The following is an 18,111-nucleotide window of genomic DNA, read 5'->3' as shown; positions in this document are numbered from 1 at the left end:
TCGATACGCCTATCCAAGGGCACAGCCGGCTAGGACGCGAACTCGCAAGTCTTTGGGAGAAGCGGCCAGCGAGCAGCCGACTCTCCCAAATTGGACGGCCAGCTGCGCGACTATTCGTGTCCCGCTTCGCTGGCGCCGCGTTTGAGACTCGACAAAAAGGCGACCAGGTCGCGAATCTCTGGCCGCGAAAGATGCTTGTAGATATCTTCCGGCATCGGCGAGTTCGCCGCTTTGCGGACGTCGATGTCATCCTGCGGGATGGTTAGCAGATTGCCTTCGGCGTTGACCAGGCTCAGCGCGTCGTCGGTCTCTTCTTTCAACACGCCGGAGAGGGTCTGTCCGTCGACCGTCAGGACCATGACCGACTCGAAGCCTTTCGCGATCTTGGCGTTGGGGCGCACGATCGCTTCCAGAAGATATTCCGACTCCTTTTCGGCGCCGATCTTGTCCAATTCGGGACCGACGCGACCGCCGATTCCTTGCGCGCGGTGACAACGAACGCAGGAGACTTCGGTCTTCTCAAAGAAAATCTTGCGTCCTTTCTCGGCATCGCCGCCGGCCAATGCGGCGCGATAGACCGACAGCGGATCGGCGGCGTCGAGCGTCGCTTCGTACTTGGCCAGCAGATCCCCCACCGACTTGTCGTCTCTGTTCGCTTCGGCGGCTTGCAACACGTCGAGTTGCGTATCGATCGGAACCTCGCCGGCCAACAGCGCCTTGACTTGAGCGGCGATCGCAGCGGTGGAGCCATCCAACTTGGCCGCCGCCAGCGAAGCAAGCGCCTGCTGACGTTCGACCATCGTGTCGGCTTTCACGCCGTCCGAAAGTTTGGCGATCGCCTGATCGGGAGCGACCTTCACGAGCAACGAACGCGCGGCGGCGCGAACCTCCGGCACATCCGACGAAAGCGCATCCAGCACGACCGACTTGTTATCCGCATTGAGCGCGACCGCGGCGGTCAACGCATCGGCCCGCGTTTGCGGAGCTTGCTGCGCGTCATTCATCAGCGCGATCAAGACCGGCGCTACCTCTTGAATGCCAAACTTGGCGGCCAACTGTGCGGCGGCGTTGCGAACTTTTTCGGGCCCGGCCAACAGGCCCGGCAGTTGCGTGACCAGCGCGGCTTTCGCGACTTCGACGTCGCGGTTTTCCAACGGGCGATGGAAGTTCAGCACGCGATCGAGCGGCGACGGCTCGGCCCAATCTTGCAGCATCGCGATCGCTTCCAACCGCATCGACTCCGGCGCGTTAGAATCAGCGGCGTACTCCGCCAAAGCGGCGGCCGTTTCGGCGTCACCAAGCCGGAAGTTCGCATTCAAGACGCGGCGCAACAAAGCGTCATCTTTCAGGCCGCGGTGGATCAAGCCGGCAAGTTGCGGCATCGCGGCGTCCATCGGCAAGTCATGAATCGCGCGAGCCGCCTCTAGCACAATCGACTCGTTTCCGTCCCCCAAAAACCGCACGATCGACGGACTATGCAGTCGTCGCAGCGCAACGACCGCGCCTCGACGAACGGCGACCGAGTCATGTTTTGACAGATCGCCGATCTGCTGGACGTTGCGCGTCGCGGCCAAGGCCAATACGGCCCCATGGCGCAAGACGGGATCCTGATCGTCGTTTTCGGCGAGGATCTCGACGATCCGCTCGAACATCGGACGCGTGTCGCCAAAATGATTTCCTTTGGAAACGCCGACCAGCGCAAAGTATTTCACCCGCGGGTTCTCGTCGTTCAGCAGCGCGACAAGCGATGCCGGAACTTCGAGATCTCCCAGCACTTTGGCCGCTTGAGCGCGAACTTCGGGATCGGCGTCTTTGACCAGCGTTTCGCTTAGCGTCATCGCAGGCTCGGCACGTTCGCGAACGTCGCGCAGCTTGTCGGCGATTTGACCAATCCCCCAGATCGCATGCAGGCGAGCAAGTTGATTATCGCTGCTGGTCGCAACCTGGTTGAACGCTTCAAGCGCGTCGCGATTGGCCAGCTCAAACTGAGCTCCTTGGCGAACGCGACGATCGGCGTGCGCCAGCAGTTGGGCCAGCTCTTCGGTCGATTTGTCGGCAAAGCCTGCGGCCAATAGCTTTTGCATCTCTTTGACGATCGGCTGATCGATTTCTTTCGGATCGAAGAAGCGATAGAGCCGCCCTTTGTTCAGACCGTTCCAACCGTCGACCCAGTCGCTTACATAGATCGCGCCATCCGGTCCAAAGTCAACGTCGGTCGCCAAGATGCGCCAGATCGGTTGCTGATCGTCGATCATCTCGTAAGTAGCGCCGTTGTTCTTCAGTTTGAACGAGCGGACGCCGCTATTAGCCGGACCACCGCGGAAATCGCACAGAAAGAACGTACCGCGATACTTCTCGCCCAGGCCAACGCCGGGATAGTACGCCAGGCCGCTCGGTCCGTCGGCAAAGTTGCGAATCGGCGGATTCAAATAGGCGGCCTGACCTTCGTGGAACGGATGCCAAAGCTTTTCTCGATTCCAAGGCCCGCGATCGCTGAGATACTGGTAAGCCATATTCCAGCCGCTGTTCCCCCCTTCGACCAGATAAATCCAACGCGCCTGATCGCCGCTGTCAGAGTTATTGTCGCCGGTGAACAAGTTGCCATAGTCGTCGAACGCCAGCTCTTGCGGATTGCGCAGACCGGTGTAGAAGACTTCCAATTCGGTTCCATCCGGATTGCAGCGAAAGACCGCGCCGCTGCCGGGATCCTTGAGCACGCCGGCATTGGTGCGGACGTTGTAGCCGCGATCGCCGATGCTGAAATAGATCTTGCCGTCGTTGCCGATCACCAGGCCGTGCATGTCATGACCGCGGAACGCGTAACGAACGCCGAAGCCGTTGTACAACGCTTTGCGCACGTCGGCGACGCCGTCGTTATCGGTATCGCGCAGCTTCCACAGATTGGGAATGTTGGTGTAAAACAGATCTCCATTCATCCAGAGTACGCCGGCGCCGGTTCCTTCGACGATGTCGTTGAAATGATCGGCGAAGACCGAATCATGATCCGCTTGGTGATCGCCGTCGCGATCTTCGATCAGACGAATGCGATCGTCATGCTTGGTGTAAGACTCTTTCGCTTCGGGATGGTGTTTGAGAATATAGGCGCGGCGATCTGCGACCGATTGCGCCGCGAGATCGTCGTTGAGCCAATAATTGTGCCCCCGATTGTCTTCGACCCCTTTGCCTTGACGGAAAGTCTCGGCGACGAACACGCGCCCCGTCGGGTCGAAGCAAAATGCGACCGGATTGGCGATCCGCGGTTCGGCGGCGAACAGTTCGACCTGGAACCCCTCAGGCAACTGGAAGCCCGACATCGCGTTCTTCCCTTCGTCCGAAGCCGGCGCTACTTGCGGCGTCTCTGGTTCGGGGACATCGTCTTGGGCACGAACGAAAGAGACGTGCGCAAGCGTCGACAACGCCAGCGCGAGAATCGGGGCAAATAGCTTCACGACGATCGACCTTGGTAGAACAAACGACAGAGAACGGCCTGGGGGATCGACGACGCCTAGGCGGGAGGGGAACGGCGTCGAATCTTTTAGCCTAATCGGCTGAAAAACTTCGAGCAACTCCCTGGTCGGGGTCTCTGCCGAATGCGGCTAGTCGCGGCGCCCTGGATCGTCTTTGCCGTACCGCCCTTGATATTCGTCTTTGGGGTATTTGCGAATGTTTTTCCGCATTTTGTCGCTCATCGCGGCGGCGACATCGATATTCAGCTCGTTGGCCAATGCGAGCCCGTAACATAAGATATCGGCCAATTCTTCGCCGATGGCGGTCATTTTGTCGGCGTCAGACTCGACTTCACGCGAAGCTTCGACCGTGAGCCACTGAAAATGCTCCATCAGCTCAGCCGCTTCGACCGCCAGCGCCATGCTGATATTTTTGGGAGCGTGAAATTGCCGCCAGTCCCGTTCGGCGACAAACTGCGAAATCATCTGCTTGATCGCGGCGACCGAGGTTTCGTCGTCGGTCGTCAGACGATCGATCAGCGTATTCAGCGACGGCGCTTCGTCAGTCATTAGGCGGTTCCGCATACAAGGGGAGCGAAAACCGCCAGCTTAAACTGCCGACCACGCGGCGAAAAGGTCCTCGCCGCGGCTTACTTGGCGCTTGGCGCCTTCGCGGCCAACGATTGCAGATAGTCGATCAACGAAGTGAACTCGTCCAGCGTGATCTCGTCGGTCAGCCCCTTGGGCATCACCGAGACCTCGCTCTTCTTGCGAGCATCGATCGCATCCGGGTCAAGCTTGTGTTCATTCCCTTGTTCGTCACGAATGATGATTTCGTCGGCCGCTTCGCTGGTGACGAACGCCGTCATCACGCGTCCGTCGTCGAGCAAAAAGATGTTGGTGACAAAACCTTGCGCGAAAGTCTTGCTCGGCAACAGGACCGATTCGGCCAACTGCTCGCGCTTGTAGGTTTTGGCGACCTGCGGCAGGTAAGGACCGATCGGCTTTTCGTTCGGGTCGACCGTATGGCAACGATTGCAGGTAAGCTTGGCGAAGAGTTGTTCGCCCCGCTTTACATCCCCCTTCTTCTTCATCACCTGGGCGAGGATGTCGGCCGGTTGCATCGTCTTCAGCTTCGGTCCGCTCGGCGTTTCGGCCTTGATTCGCCAAGCGTTGGCGATCCGCTGCGCGGCGGCGCTGACTTGGGGATCGCTGGACGCGAGCAGTTCGAGGATCTTTTCTTCGGCCTGACGATCATTCGCCAGATAGACGGCTTGAAGTCGTTGACGCGGGCGATCGCTCCAGCCAGAGTCGATCGACTTGGTGACAATCGCTTGCACTTCCGGAGATAGCTTTTTCTGCTGCGAAAGCAAAACCAGTCCAGCGTCGGCCCACGCAGATGCGGTCCCAGCGTTGGAGTCCGCCATCTCTTGCAACGGATGAACGCAGCGGCTCAACCGCTCTGAGTCTTTAAACGCATCGAACGCCGCCAAGTAAGCGGCCTTCGACTTCGCGTCGCGATGCAGCATGTTCAAACCGGCGTGAGCGGAGGCCAACACCTTTTTATCCTGCGATCGCAACAAAGCGATGACCGCCGCTGATTTCACGGTTGCTGCCGCGGTTTCGTCGGCAACCACGCTTTCGAGCAACGGAATCGCTTCGCTCGGCAGCGAATCGCCGGCCGCGATCTTGGTGACCGCGGCGGGCACAAACTGAGCGTCGGCAGCGGCGCGAGCCAACACCAGTTGCAAACTGCCGTCGAGATCGACGCGATGACGGGCCAATTGTTTCAACAGAAACTCGGCATCGGTCGGCGCTAGGGATTCCAGCTGACTCTTCAGCGCGGCGGCGATGCGCGGCGATTCGCTCCACGGCTCTGGCTGATAGTAGGGACCACGCGTATCGGGACGCGTGCCCCAGCTTTGCCCGGTCCATGTGCCTTCATGGTTGTAAAGTCGGCAGAGCGCGATCAGCAGATCGCTGCGACGCGCGGCGTCTTGCTCTTTCGCTAAACGTGCGATCAACGCGGTGACGACATCGGCGTCGTGCAACGACTGCACCACGCGAATCGCTCCGGTTCGCTGGGCAGGCGACGCTTGGGGATTGTCGATTACGGCCAACGCGGCGTCGGCAGCTTGCAACAGGATCAGAGATTGCACCGCGGTATGCGCGATGACGGGATCGCGATGGTCCAAATAGGAGGTCAGCGCCGCGGCATTTTTGACGTCGCCCAACCGCGTCAGCGCCACGATCGCTTCGAGCTGCGTACGAGCATCGCTCGACTTCAAGCTCGCCAACAGCAGGTCGACCGGGATCTCTGCTTGCTGATCCCAACGATCGGCCAACGCGCGAATTGCGAAGGCTTGCACGCTTTCGTCTGCAGCCGCTTTCGCCAAAATCGCATGGCTCTGCTCGCCGAGCCATTGCTTGAGCGCGAAGATCGCCGCAACCCGATTGTCGAGCGGCGCCGATTTGTTTTCGACCAGCCTGGTCAAAGCGGCGACCGACGCGTCATCCACGTTGCGGGCCAGCAGTTCTCGTTGAGCGGCCAGACGAATGCGATGACTGGCCGAATCGGCGATCAGCTTCACGAGTTCCGCCGATGTCGCCGTGAGAAAATCAGGAACCGGTTGAGGCTGATATCCCTTGGGGGTCACGCGGATCAGCGAGCCGACATGCTCACCGTTATAAGTGAACGTGGCGCCGTCCCAACTGGTCGCGTAAATGTTGCCCTGCGCGTCGACATCCAAATCGGTCACGCGCGGCAGCTTGATGAATTCCTCTTGGTCCGCGGTAAACGTGGCGCCGTCGGCTTGCGGCAGATGGCGATAGATCATGCTGCGGCCCCAATCGGCCGTATAGATCGCATCTCCATATTCACCGGGGAATCCCGGTTCGCTCAAGTACAGCGCGCCGCAGCCAGAACCGCCGCCGTAGTCGGCCAAAGGCTGTACGATCTCATCGCCAAAGTTCATGTACAGCCGCGGATAGCCATGCGTTTCGAGCCCGCTGAAGTGATGCAGGCGAATATCCCAGCCGCCGCCGTCGTTGGTGTTGTCGCGAGTAAACCCACTTAGCTGCGGATCGAGCGCCACTTCGAGAATGTTGCGCGTGCCGCGGGAGTAAACCTGCAGTCCGCTCCCATCGGGTCGAACGCGAATGACGCCGCCGTAGCGGAATTGCAGCTTGGTCCCGTCGGCGCCTTCGGCCTCCATAAACCCAAAATCGCCGATCGCCAGATAAAGCCAACCGTCGATCCCCAGGGTGACGCCGTTCGACGTATGATCGGCCGGCCGACCTTTGAAATCAAAAGCGATGTTTTTGACCAGCACTTTCTCTTCGTCCGCTACGCCGTCGCCGTCATGGTCGATGAAAGCGCTTAAATGCGGCGGATGCATCACGTACAAGCGATCACGATCCCAAACCAGCCCCCGCGGCGAGTCGACATCCGACACGAATAACTTCGATTCATCCGCGCGGCCATCTCCATCAATATCGCGTAGGCGATAGATGGCGCCGCGATTCAGCTTGCGATCAAGCGAACCGTTTTTGTCGACCGAAACATAGCAAACGCCGTCTGGCGCCGCGGCGACATAAACCGGATAAGTGACCGCCGGCGGAGCGGCGAACAGCGTGACGTCAAACTCCGCCGGAACTTTGACTTTGGCCAAAAGTTCCGCGTCGGCGCTGTTGGCGTCGGCGACCGGATCGACCGTCACAAACTTATCGCCGAAAACCGACAGCTCGCGAATGCTTCCCCAACCGCCGGTGTTGCTGCCGAGATATTGCACGCGAACATAACGAACGTCATCGGCCGTAAAATCAAATTGGTGATTGCGGTCTCCATTGTTCTGGGAGCGATCGACCACGGTCTTCCAGACGTTTTGATCAGGCGAGACTTCAACCGTATAGCGATAGATCGTTTGGTCCGACTCCCAATCAATCTCGCAGGCGTGAATCGACTGCGGCGTTTCGAGGTCGACGATCAACCACTGCGGCGCACTTCCATTTCCGGCGCACCAGCGAGTCGCCGGATCGCCGTCGACCGCCAGCTGCTTGAAGTTGCTTTTGTCGGTTTCTTCACTCGACGCCGTCGTCGACTTGCCCTGCGCCAGGTTGACCGGAACCAATTTCGGCATTTCCGGCTTTAGGTAGTCGTCGTTCAGCTTGTCGCAGGCCCATAGCGTGCCGCGCGTCAGCAGATCGAGAAACTTGTCGGCGCTGACCGTTTCGTTGTGGTGTCCTAGCGTGGTTCCAAAGACGCGCGTGTCCCCATATTGATTGACCCAGACGCACGTCTCGGCTTTGCCGTTGTCTTGATTTTTGGCGACTCCCAACGCGTGGGCGCTGGGCCATAGCTTGGCGATGTGATACAGCTCTCCCTTCGGATTGGCCCATGCGGCGCCAAATTCTTCCATGATGGGATGCTCGGCGTCGACGTTCAAAACCTCGTGCGGATATTGAGCCCCATGCCCATGCGAGGTGACGCCGCAAAACTTGAACCATTGATCCGTCTTGTCGCGATAACAATGCATCGCACAGTGAATCACCACGCCGGGTACGCCTTCTTGATGCGGCTTCAACACGCGAGCCGTCCAAGCGGGATCGTTGACGCCTGCAAAGCACTCGTCGTGCAGGACGATGTCGTATCCCTTGGCCCAATTCGGATCTTGATAGAGCGGGATCTTGGTGTCGGTGGTGGAGCCCCCTTGATGAACCACTGTGACTTCGATCAGCGCTCGTTCTTCCAGGCCGATCTTGATCAGGTTCTTCTGACTGTCGTAGTCATGGCAACAGCCCCCGGTCACGAGCAGGGCCTTGAGCGGCTTAGGAGCCGCCAGCGCCGAGGAGACGAGCAGACAGACAATCAACAGAGCGAGCGAAGTGCGTTTCATGGGCGGCATCGAGAGCTGAATGGGGGGGCAGGCAGGTGGGATTCGTTCCGGGGAAAGCCGATCCCATTATACCTTGCCGCTCTCTGATTCTCGCCCCGTTTGCTCGATCCAGGCGACCGGAAAGACCGGAAAATCCGATTCCAGCGATTACGACTGCCTAAACGACGTTGAATTACGGAGAACCGTACGATGCTTTTTCGCCACATCTATCAAGATCGATCTACCCTTCATCGCTAGATTTTATTTCCCTTCCCAGGGGAGTAGGCCGCATCTTCCCGCCCCCTTTCACGATCGATCCACAACTTTCGCTCAGGGCAATTTCGGTGACCAGTATCGACCCCAACCAACCTACGCGCTTTCGCCTGAATCCTCTCGGCCGCGTCAGTATTCGCTACCAAATCGGTGGGGCGTTCGCGATCGTGCTGCTGGTCATGGGCATCGGCATGTTGATCTATCACCTGGCGATCCGCAGAACCGTCGAGAACTATAACTCGCTGCTCCACGGTCAAATCTCGCTGCAAACGCACGTCGAAAAGGCGAATGCCGCAATGCTGCAGTGCCGCCGCAATGAAAAAGACTTCCTGCTGCGGCGCGATCCCAAATATATCGAACTTCATGCGGCCAGTTACGCGTCACTGCTTGCCGAAACGGCGACCATCGATAGACTGGCGCAATCGTTAGCGGATGAAGCCGCCGCTGCTGACGCCAGCGCGATTGCGACTGCGGCCGTGGACTATCGCAACGCGTTTGTCGAGTTGACCGAAAGCTGGAAGCGACGCGGCATCGATCATAACTCCGGCTTGCAAGGCCATTTTCGTGACGTCGTCCACGACCTGGAAGACAACGTCAAAAAGTTTGACGTCGACAAGCTGTATCTCCAAGTCGCGGCGCTGCAGCGCTACGCAAGCGACAGTCGCACAAAAGAGAGCGCCAACCGAAAAGAGCTCGTCAAAGCGATTGAAGAAATCAAGCAATCGCTGCAAAGCGGCCAGTACGACGCCGAATTGAAAAAGTCGCAGATGGAACTATTGTCCGGCGTCGTCACCTCGCTGGAGCAGGAAATTGCCGGAACCTCCAGCAACGGCAGCTTGGCGGCTGCGAGCCTGGCCATGGAGCAAGGATTGCTAAAGCATTATGTCCCTGGCGCGACGGCGAACCTGTTGATGATTCGTCGCCGTGAGAAAGATTATCTGCTGCGGAACGATCCCAAATACATCCAACAAACGCACGCAGCGGCCCAGCAGTTTGTCGCCGCGTTTGAAAACTCGTTGGTCGATCCAAAATCGGTCGCTCAAATCCGGACTTCGATCGCCGACTATCTGCAAGCCTTCGACTTGCTGGTGCAAGAAGACCGGCAACTCGCCCAGTTGGAACAGCAGCTTCGCGCCGCGGTGCATCAGATCGAACCGCTGGTCGAGCACATCGCCCAAAACGCAGAGACTTCCGCGACGCAAATCGCCGCCCAAACAGCCGAGCGAGCGGCGACTTCCACCTATCGCGCTACGCTTGCCGGCGGAATTGCAATCTTGCTTGGCGCTGGGATCGCTTGGATGCTGACCCGCTCGATCACAAGACCGTTGTCACAGATGACGACGCTGGCCGCTCAGGTGGCGAACGGAGATCTAAGGCATACGCTGGATATTCGTCGTGAGGATGAGATCGGTCAACTGGCCGTCGCCTTCAACCAATTAATCTCCAGCTTGCGTGAGATCATTATCGGTTTAGCGCAAGAGGCGGAAAGTTTGAACGGCGCCTCCGGCAACATGGCGGCGACCGCCGGCTTTTTGACGCAACAGGCCGACAACACGCGAACTCGCTCGGCCAGCGCCACCGCCGCGACCGAAGAGATTTCGGCCCAGATCGATTCGATGAATCATCTCACCGAAGAAATCTCAGGCAACTTCTCGCTGATCTCTAACAACATGCAGGAAATGTCCTCGTGCATCACCGAGATTGCGAAAAACGCCGAGCGAACCTCCGGCTCGGCGCGATCCGCGAGTCAGCTGACCGGCAATAGTCGCGAGACAATTGATGAGTTGGGGCACGCCGCGAGCGAAATTGGCGCCTTCATCGATACGATTCAAGACATCGCTGAGCAAACCAACCTGTTGGCCTTGAATGCGACGATCGAAGCGGCTCGCGCCGGAGATTCAGGCAAAGGTTTCGCCGTCGTCGCAGGCGAAGTGAAGGTTCTGTCGAAACAGACGGCCGCAGCCACCGAAGACATCAGCCGTCGCATCGCCGGCATTCAGAAATCGAGCGGCGCCGCGATCGAATCGATCGCACGCGTGGCCGAAGTCATCGCCGAACTCGACGCGATGTCGCAATCGATCGCTTCGGCCGTCGAACAGCAAAACGTCACGACGCGCCTAGTGGTCAGCAGCGTCGGCTCCGCGACATCGTCGCTCGAAACCGTCGCCGCCGGGATCTCCGAAACGAATGTCGCCGGCGAGCAGATCGTCAACGAAATTGTCGCCGTCAGCAGCGCGGCCGAAACGACCGCTTCGCACGCGACGGCCGCCAACACGACCAGCATCGAACTATCGACCATCGCCGATAAACTGCGAGCTGCAGTGGCGCGGTTTGAAGTTTAAATTAATTCGATGCCAAATGCAGGATTAATCGCTTAAAATCCCTTGCTAGTAACTCCGGTGCGACTAGTGAGGAGAGGAAATGAACAAGCGATTTTTCGTTCAATTGGCCATTTATTGTTCCCTGGCCGTGATTTCTGCCGTAGCTCCCTCATCGGCATTGGCCCAGGCCCAAGCTAAACCAGGCCAACTCCTTTGGACGTGGGTTTCTCCGCGAGGAGAACTCTCTGATCAGTTGGGACCGGTTTGCACTAACGGCTCCTTGGTTTTCACGACCGGACGAGGTAGTAATGTAAAAACCGGCGTGCTCTACGCGCTAGATTTGAAGTCGGGAAACGTCGTTTGGGAAACGGAGACATCAGGGACGGCTTTGAGACTGGCCAATCTCTGCTTGTCGGAGGATGTGCTCTACGTAAGCACCGATCGCGGCGACTTCTACGCCATAGAAACGAGAACCGGCAAGTCTATTTGGCACGTTCAAATGCCGTTTAAGTCGGGCATGATTTCTGTTGACGGAAATGACATCTTTGTTCACGCGAGCGGCAGATTGTTCGCGATCGACGCGAGAAACGGCAAAGGCGACTGGTGGCTCAAGCAAGGCGATTCCTATCTTGCCGACGCTCCAATTCTGTCGCCCGGTCGAGTTCTTATCCGCGATTCCAACTACGTTTATTGCTTGAATGATCAAAATAGAAAGCTTCGCTGGAGAGCGCCTGCATCCAACGGAATCGATTACTCCGTCTATCGAAACAACGTCTATGCTTGCAACCGCAGCAAATCCAGCCTTAGCTGCTACGATCTTGCTCGAGGCGTAGAAAAATGGTCGCAGAAAACGAAGTACAAGTTGAAGACGAACGTCGTCCCTTGCTTGGACTGGATTGTTATCAGCTCCGCTTATGACGATTGCAGATTAGTAGGCGTAGAAGCCAGAAACGGTGAAGAAGCATGGACGATCCAACTTCCGGTCGTCTTGGCTTTTACCACCGATCGCATGATCGCGGGACGAGACCGGATTTACCTGCAACATGTCGACCAGCTTTACTGCGTCGATCCTACTCAAGGAGTCATCGATTGGCAGACCCCGATGCCCAGCGCCCATCTCATGGAATGCCTTTGGGATGACGTGATCCTCTGCCGAAAGCAACAGCGCGGCGTACTATGCTGCTACTCTCTTGGGAACGGCAGGAACGGCGTCTGGTCTCAGGACGGTGGTGGCCCGCAGCGCGGAAACTACAACCGTGAAGCGCCGTGATTTACGCTTTGTATCGACCAAGACAGAGCGTGATGTTTTGGCCGCCGAAACCGAAGCTGTTGTTCAGCGCGATGTCGACTTTCGCGTCGCGAGCGAAATTAGGGACGTAGTCCAAATTGCAATTTGGATCTGGGTTTTCGTAGTTGATCGTCGGCGGCAGCACGTTGTCGCGAATCGCCAGCAAGCAGACGATCGCTTCGGTCACTCCGGCGGCGGCGATCAAATGCCCCATCATGCTTTTGGTGCTGGAAACCGGAATCTTGTCGGCCATGGCGCCAAAGACCTGACGGCACGCGAGCGACTCGACCTTGTCGTTGACTTCGGTGCTAGTGCCGTGAGCGTTGACATAGTCAATGTCTTCGACATTCGCTTTGGCGTCGGCCATCGCCATCTTCATGCAGCTGATCGCGCCGCGGCCTTCGGGGTGCGTGTCGGTAATTCGAAACGCATCCGCCGTCGTGCCGTAACCCAAGACTTCGCCATAGATATGGGCGCCGCGAGCTTTAGCGTGCTCCAGTTCTTCGAGCACGACCATCGACGAGCCTTCGCCCAAGACAAAACCATCGCGCAGACGATCAAAGGGACGCGACGCTTTGGTCGGATCGTCATTGCTGGTCGACAGCGCGGTCAACAGATTAAAGCCGGTGACGCCAAACGGGTGAATCATGCTGTGAGCGCCGCCTGACAGCATCACATCGACGGTCCCACGGCGAATCAGTTCGGTCGCTTCGCCGATCGCTTGGCTGCTAGCGGCACAAGCGGTCAAGCAGTTCGCGTTCGGGCCTTGAGCGTTGAACAGCGACGCCAAGTGGGCGCTGGGCATGCTCGGCTCTTGTTCCAGTTCGCGGCGAGGATCGAGCGTTTCTAATCCTTTGCGAATGAAAGCGGCTTTGTCGAATTCCCCGTCTACCGACATCGCGGCGGTCACCATCGTGGTGAAAGCGAAGAAGTCTTGATCCCCTTCTCCGCAACCGAGATAAACCCCCAAACGCGTCGGATCGAGGGAGCCGTCCAACACGCCGGAGTCGGAAACCGCCTGCTTGGCGGCGCCGATGGCAAATCGCGTATGGCGACCAATGTTCTCCCAGCGATTGAGATCTTCACCGCACTTGTCGATGCTCCAATCGCGAACTTCGGCCGAGATTTTGGTGGGGAAGTTGGAAGCGTCAAAAACCGTCGTTCGGGCGACGCCCGACTTCGATTCTTTCAGGCCAGACCAGACGGTCTCGACGTCGTGCCCCATCGGATTGATCATACCGATTCCAGTGATGACGACTCGTCGACTCATGACGACTGGAGCTCCAAACAAGAGAAACTAAGCGAACATTACCGATTATTAGACGCAGACAAGCCGGCAAACGATACCGGCCAGTCCGCTCTATCTTTGATATTATCGGTCCGATCGAGCATCCAGCGCGCGGTTAATTTTGGCCCAATGCCGCCGCTTCCGCATCGAGCATGTATTGCGGCGGCTGGATCGGCGACCCGTCGGCATTCTTTCCGATGTCGAAGAGCCGATAAATTCGCAGCAACTGCAGAAAATCAGCGGTATCGAACAGTTGCCGGTCATTGTCATGCTCGTCCAGATGAGCAAAGAACAATTCGACCTCGGCGTGCAATCGCTCTCCACAATGACTGGTCGCCGAGATATAGGCGCCATCTTCGCGGATATCGTGCGCTTCGACCGAGTAAATCAGTTGGGTGCCGGGCACCGCGGCAAAATGGAAGATTGCCTTCGATACTTTCGCCAGAATGACGCGTTCTCGAAAATCGTAATATTGGGCGACTAGAAGTCCGCCGGTTTGGGCGATCCCCTCAATGACCAACGAGTGGGGCATGATGGGAATGCCTTGGAAGTGGTCATGCAGATGTTCTTCGGCGAGCGAAATCGATTTGATCGATTTGGCCGATTTTCCGCTCTCGAATTCGAGGAACTGATCAACCCAATACCAACGCATTCCCCTGATCCCTTCCAAGCGGACCTTCGCGCTGATCGCCGATTGCAATCAGCACAAAGATCAACGACTCGTTACGCCGCCAACTTGCTCTCGACATATTTGCACATGTCGTTCACCGTCAGCAAATTACCGAATTCCGATACCTGCGGGTTTTGTTCAAACTTCGACAGGTCGGCAAAGGCCATCCGCTTTTTCAGTTCAGAAAGTCCCTCGGGAGTGACTTTTCCGTCATTGACGTATTCGGCGTTCGTCAAGATATCTTCGGGGAACAATTCCGCCCGAGGAATCTCGATGCCAAAGGCCTTCTCCAGTCGGAAGACGATATCGAGGAAGTCAATGGATTCCGCGCCGAGGTCGCCGACCATCGTCGCTTCCGGAGTTACTTCATCTTCGTCAACTCCTAGGGCGTCGACTAAGGCCTCGCGAACCTTCTCGAAGACTTCTTGTTCCGTCGGCATCTGAATGCGTTCTCCAAAGCTGAACCAGGAAATAGATGGCTTCTCACCCAAGGTGGGTGAGATTGTCGCTTGCCGCACCGCGGCTTTCTTAAGCAAGCCGGCTAAGCGCGGCCGCCTTCAGGATACAGTAAATTGAAAACTTCTTTTAACTTGCTGATTGCAAACCGATCGGTGGGAGTCAACTCGTCCCCCCCCACGTTATAGCGCTTCAGCACCAATTTCGCGCTGACCGCCATGTTACCGGCCACGGTCCCTTTTACCTTCAGCGAGGTCAAGCTTCCTTCTTGCTTGACCCAATCGGCGGTAACCGTCAGCACTTCCCCCGGTTCGACAAAGTCGGCGTATTTGACGTTCCGCGCTTCGTGGAGAATAACGACGCTATGCGCGAAATCCTCGGAAGCACGGATCAGCCAAGCGCTGGTCTGCGTCATCGCTTCCAGCATCAATACGCCCGGCATAACCGGGAACTTGGGAAAGTGATCCTGTAAATATTCTTCGGCGAGCGATAGGCATTTGGTCGCCATAATTCGCTCCCCCGGAACCAGATCGGTAATTCGATCAATCAGGGTGAATCGCATGCCGGCGTCCCAAAATCCTACTTAATCCCTAGTGCTAACTAGGTCCCAAAGTCAAAGCTCACTAGTATAGCCACGCTGAAAAAACGTCACAAGCTGGTTAAAGAGCGCCATTTAGCAGTTCGCGGCTATGCAAACTTTACTCCAATTCGCTGCGTATCAACAGACGGGAAAATGTGGACCGAGGGTATGTCCCGATCGAATCCCTACTATAATCGCGAGCGGATGTATCGCTTCCAAATCCCACGTTAATGGCGGACTTTTCGACCGTGTCAGACCTACATAAGGGGATAGCAGTCTCCCCCGGAGTCGCCGTCGGCACCGCCTACTGCATTCTCGAAATTTTCGTGAATCCCGAAAAGACGAAATTAGAACCCCACGAGATCACGCAGGAACTCGCTCGCTACGAGACCGCTAGAGACCAAACTTCCTCGGATCTGAGCGCTTTGCAGTCGAAGGTGGAAAGCCAGGTCGGCAAAGACGAAGCGGCGATTTTCGCCGCTCATCGCACGATTCTGCGTGATCCGGCCTTCACCAACAAAATCCGCCATTGGATCGTCGACGAGCGAATGACGGCCCAAGGCGCGCTTCATCGACTCCTCGATGAATACACGCTCCTGTTTTCCCGGATGGGCGATCCCTACCTGCAGGAGCGACTGAATGACATTCGCGATGTCATTATTCGCCTTAGCGCCTATCTGACCGATGTCCTCAACGATCCCGATGGGGGGGATGGCTGTTTAAAGGGGCCGCTGATCGTCGTCGCGGACGAGTTGCTCCCCTCGCAAGCGGTCGCGCTGGGAGACGCCGACGTTCATGGGATCGTGACCGAGCGCGGCAGTCAGACGAGCCATGCTGCGATCATCGCGCGTAGTCGCGGCATTCCGGCGGTCTCTGGCGTGCCGGGAATCGCAGCTCGAGTAAAAACGGGCGACACGATCGTCGTCAACGGCCGCGAAGGGATTGTCGTCATCAATCCCGAAGCGGAAGAGCTGTCGGCTTATCGCAAGCTGGAGCGCGAGTTTTTTGACCTGAAGGATCAGCTGGCCGCGAATCGCGATTTGCCGGCTTGCACCGCTTGTGGGCAAGATATTGAGTTGATGGCCAACATCAACAACGTCCAAGACGCCGCGGCGGCCTCGGCGATGGGCGCCGGCGGAGTCGGACTCTATCGAACCGAATACCTCTACCTGACGCACGAAAATGTTCCGGACGAAGCGGAGCAGATCGGCATCTATCGCCAGGTGATCAACGCCAGCCCTAACCGCACCGTGACGATTCGTACGCTCGACATCGGCGGCGACAAGACGGTCGCCTACTTAGGGCATAACCACAACGAAGCGAACCCTTTTATGGGCTGGCGCAGCGTGCGGCTTTCGTTTGAACACCCCGAGTTCTTCATGTCGCAAATTCGGGCGATCCTGCAATCCGGGGTCGGCATCGAAGGGAGCGAAGTCCGCATGATGTTCCCCATGATCACGACGGTCGAGGAACTACGCAAAATTCGCAGCTTCGTGCGCCGCGCCCAACGCCGACTGATCGAAGAGAAAAAACCGTTCGCCGACGTCAAAGTTGGAATGATGCTCGAAGTTCCCGCCGCCGCGGTCGTGATCCGTTCGATGCTCGATCTGGTCGACTTCGTTTCGATCGGCTCCAACGACCTGGTCCAATACCTGATGGCCGCCGATCGTGATAACCCGAAGGTCAGCAACCTTTGCCAACCGCTCGCTCCGGCGGTGGTGCATACGCTGAACGATGTCATCCGCGCCTGCAACATGGCCCGCGTTCCCGTCACCCTTTGCGGCGAGATGGCGGGCCAACCGCGTGCGTTCATCCTGCTGCTGGGAATGGGACTGCGCAGCTTTAGCATGAGCCCTGCGTTTGTGCCGACGATCAAACAACTCGCTTCGCAAATCACCATCGAACGAGCCGAGTCGCTATTGGCTCGCGCGCTGCAAATGAAGACGACCAACCAAGTGAAGCGATTTTTGCGAATGGAGTTGGAAGAGATCTCGCCCGATATTGCGAAGCTCGATACGGATGGTTAACTCGTCTTCAAGAAGTTAAGAATCGCAGTATTCACTTCGACCGAACGCTCCATCGGCGCCATGTGCCCGGCGCCGGCGATTTCGACATATTGGGAGTCCGCGATCGCGGCGGCGATCTCTTGCATCACGTCAGGCGGCGTGATCGAGTCAGCTTCGCCACAAATCACCAGCGTCGGCACGTCAATCGTTGGCAACAGATGGACCACATTCTCCCTTTCAGCCATGCCGCGCTGCGCGGCGGCGACGCCTGCGGGATCTTGCCGGAGGATCATCGCTTCGAGCGACTGCACGACGGCGGCGTTCTTCTCAAAGGAGATCGGTGAGAGGAGTTTGGGAACCATCGTGCTGGGAACTTTTGCAACGCCGAACCGTTCGACTTCGGCCGCCATCACCAGGCGGCCGCGCGCGACTTTCTCGTCATCGTCATTGGCCCGCGTGTCGCACAGGATCAACCGCGCGAGCCGCGTGCGGTGCCGCTGAAAGAACTGCCACGCGATGTAGCCTCCCATCGAGAGCCCGCAGAAGGTGACCGGCTGCGTTACGTTCAACTTGGCCAGCAGGCGCGAAAGATCGTCGGCAAACTGGGCCATCGTCGTTTTGTCGGTCGCCGGATCACTCTCTCCAAATCCACGCAGGTCGGGCGCAATCACCTGATACCCTTCGGCCGCCAACACGTTGATCTGCGCTTCCCACATCGAATGATCCAGGGGAAACCCATGCGCCAAGAGGACCGGCTCTCCTTCGCCGCGGATGACGACGTTTAAGGTTACTTCGCCGATTGGTATTCGTTCGCCTTGCATTGGATTGCTCTACTGTTGTTGGTTGCGTCGCCCCACTCCAACTGAATTGTAACGCGTTCGGGTTCTGCTGCTTATCGGCAGAGGAGAC

Annotated in this window: 11 protein-coding genes; 3 read left to right on the top strand and 8 right to left on the bottom strand. The window is 57.7% G+C overall.

From position 1 onward, the window contains the following. Nucleotides 1-110: 110 nt before the first annotated feature. The 3 genes from DSM3645_RS03250 to DSM3645_RS03240 form a co-directional block, all read right to left on the bottom strand. Entirely contained in the window at nucleotides 111-3,449 is a 3,339-nt protein-coding gene (locus DSM3645_RS03250; protein ID WP_002650591.1) for a PVC-type heme-binding CxxCH protein, read from the bottom strand. A gap of 147 nt (nucleotides 3,450-3,596) precedes the next feature. Continuing rightward, nucleotides 3,597-4,016 carry a nucleotide pyrophosphohydrolase gene (locus DSM3645_RS03245; protein WP_002650590.1) on the bottom strand — a complete coding sequence of 140 codons (420 nt, stop codon included), beginning with the start codon at nucleotides 4,014-4,016 and terminating at the stop codon, nucleotides 3,597-3,599. An 80-nt stretch (nucleotides 4,017-4,096) separates the two neighbouring features. Further along, on the bottom strand, nucleotides 4,097-8,341 hold the full coding sequence (locus DSM3645_RS03240) for a DUF7133 domain-containing protein (protein ID WP_161603279.1): 4,245 nt from the start codon (nucleotides 8,339-8,341) through the stop codon (nucleotides 4,097-4,099). 323 nt (nucleotides 8,342-8,664) lie between these two features. On the opposite strand from DSM3645_RS03240, the gene DSM3645_RS03235 reads away from it, so the two are divergent. Then, the gene (locus DSM3645_RS03235) at nucleotides 8,665-10,935 is read left to right on the top strand and encodes a methyl-accepting chemotaxis protein (protein ID WP_002650588.1); all 2,271 of its coding nucleotides are present in this window, start codon (nucleotides 8,665-8,667) and stop codon (nucleotides 10,933-10,935) included. A gap of 79 nt (nucleotides 10,936-11,014) precedes the next feature. Beyond that, entirely contained in the window at nucleotides 11,015-12,184 is a 1,170-nt protein-coding gene (locus tag DSM3645_RS31735) for a PQQ-binding-like beta-propeller repeat protein (protein ID WP_040351568.1), read from the top strand. Nucleotide 12,185: 1 nt separating this feature from the next. Here the strand turns inward: DSM3645_RS31735 and DSM3645_RS03225 are convergent, their stop codons facing one another. The 4 genes from DSM3645_RS03225 to DSM3645_RS03210 all read right to left on the bottom strand — a co-directional run bounded on the left by DSM3645_RS03225 (nucleotide 12,186) and on the right by DSM3645_RS03210 (nucleotide 15,178). Continuing rightward, nucleotides 12,186-13,472: a beta-ketoacyl-[acyl-carrier-protein] synthase family protein gene (locus tag DSM3645_RS03225; RefSeq protein ID WP_002650586.1), complete on the bottom strand. Its 1,287-nt coding sequence runs from the start codon at nucleotides 13,470-13,472 to the stop codon at nucleotides 12,186-12,188. A 133-nt stretch (nucleotides 13,473-13,605) separates the two neighbouring features. Next, nucleotides 13,606-14,142: a beta-hydroxyacyl-ACP dehydratase gene (locus DSM3645_RS03220; RefSeq protein WP_116344355.1), complete on the bottom strand. Its 537-nt coding sequence runs from the start codon at nucleotides 14,140-14,142 to the stop codon at nucleotides 13,606-13,608. A gap of 71 nt (nucleotides 14,143-14,213) precedes the next feature. Beyond that, the gene (locus DSM3645_RS03215) at nucleotides 14,214-14,600 is read right to left on the bottom strand and encodes an acyl carrier protein (protein ID WP_002650584.1); all 387 of its coding nucleotides are present in this window, start codon (nucleotides 14,598-14,600) and stop codon (nucleotides 14,214-14,216) included. Between the two features lie 101 nt (nucleotides 14,601-14,701). Further along, nucleotides 14,702-15,178, bottom strand: coding sequence for a 3-hydroxyacyl-ACP dehydratase FabZ family protein (locus tag DSM3645_RS03210; RefSeq protein WP_002650583.1), 477 nt, complete (start codon nucleotides 15,176-15,178; stop codon nucleotides 14,702-14,704). Nucleotides 15,179-15,444: 266 nt separating this feature from the next. On the opposite strand from DSM3645_RS03210, the gene ptsP reads away from it, so the two are divergent. Continuing rightward, the gene (gene ptsP, locus DSM3645_RS03205) at nucleotides 15,445-17,223 is read left to right on the top strand and encodes a phosphoenolpyruvate--protein phosphotransferase (RefSeq protein ID WP_237564745.1); all 1,779 of its coding nucleotides are present in this window, start codon (nucleotides 15,445-15,447) and stop codon (nucleotides 17,221-17,223) included. Here the strand turns inward: ptsP and DSM3645_RS03200 are convergent. Then, nucleotides 17,220-18,023 (bottom strand): alpha/beta fold hydrolase, encoded by an 804-nt coding sequence (locus tag DSM3645_RS03200; protein WP_002650581.1) that lies wholly within the window; start codon nucleotides 18,021-18,023, stop codon nucleotides 17,220-17,222. The two genes, ptsP and DSM3645_RS03200, sit on opposite strands and share 4 nt — an antisense overlap. Between the last annotated feature and the right edge of the window lie 88 nt (nucleotides 18,024-18,111).

The organism is Blastopirellula marina DSM 3645, from assembly GCF_000153105.1.
In the GTDB taxonomy this organism is placed as follows: Bacteria; Planctomycetota; Planctomycetia; order Pirellulales; family Pirellulaceae; genus Blastopirellula; species Blastopirellula marina.
The sequence above is the reverse complement of the archived record's forward strand: the minus strand, read 5'-3'. Positions and strand labels throughout refer to the sequence as shown.

Excerpts from the sequence above, each read along its gene's own strand:
- DSM3645_RS03245 (WP_002650590.1), bottom strand. The coding sequence starts at position 4,016 with ATGACTGACGAAGCGCCGTCGCTGAATACGCTGATCGATCGTCTGACG.
- DSM3645_RS03240 (WP_161603279.1), bottom strand. The coding sequence starts at position 8,341 with ATGAAACGCACTTCGCTCGCTCTGTTGATTGTCTGTCTGCTCGTCTCC.
- DSM3645_RS31735 (WP_040351568.1), top strand. The coding sequence starts at position 11,015 with ATGAACAAGCGATTTTTCGTTCAATTGGCCATTTATTGTTCCCTGGCC.
- DSM3645_RS03225 (WP_002650586.1), bottom strand. The coding sequence starts at position 13,472 with ATGAGTCGACGAGTCGTCATCACTGGAATCGGTATGATCAATCCGATG.
- DSM3645_RS03220 (WP_116344355.1), bottom strand. The coding sequence starts at position 14,142 with ATGCGTTGGTATTGGGTTGATCAGTTCCTCGAATTCGAGAGCGGAAAA.
- DSM3645_RS03215 (WP_002650584.1), bottom strand. The coding sequence starts at position 14,600 with ATGCCGACGGAACAAGAAGTCTTCGAGAAGGTTCGCGAGGCCTTAGTC.
- DSM3645_RS03210 (WP_002650583.1), bottom strand. The coding sequence starts at position 15,178 with ATGCGATTCACCCTGATTGATCGAATTACCGATCTGGTTCCGGGGGAG.
- DSM3645_RS03200 (WP_002650581.1), bottom strand. The coding sequence starts at position 18,023 with ATGCAAGGCGAACGAATACCAATCGGCGAAGTAACCTTAAACGTCGTC.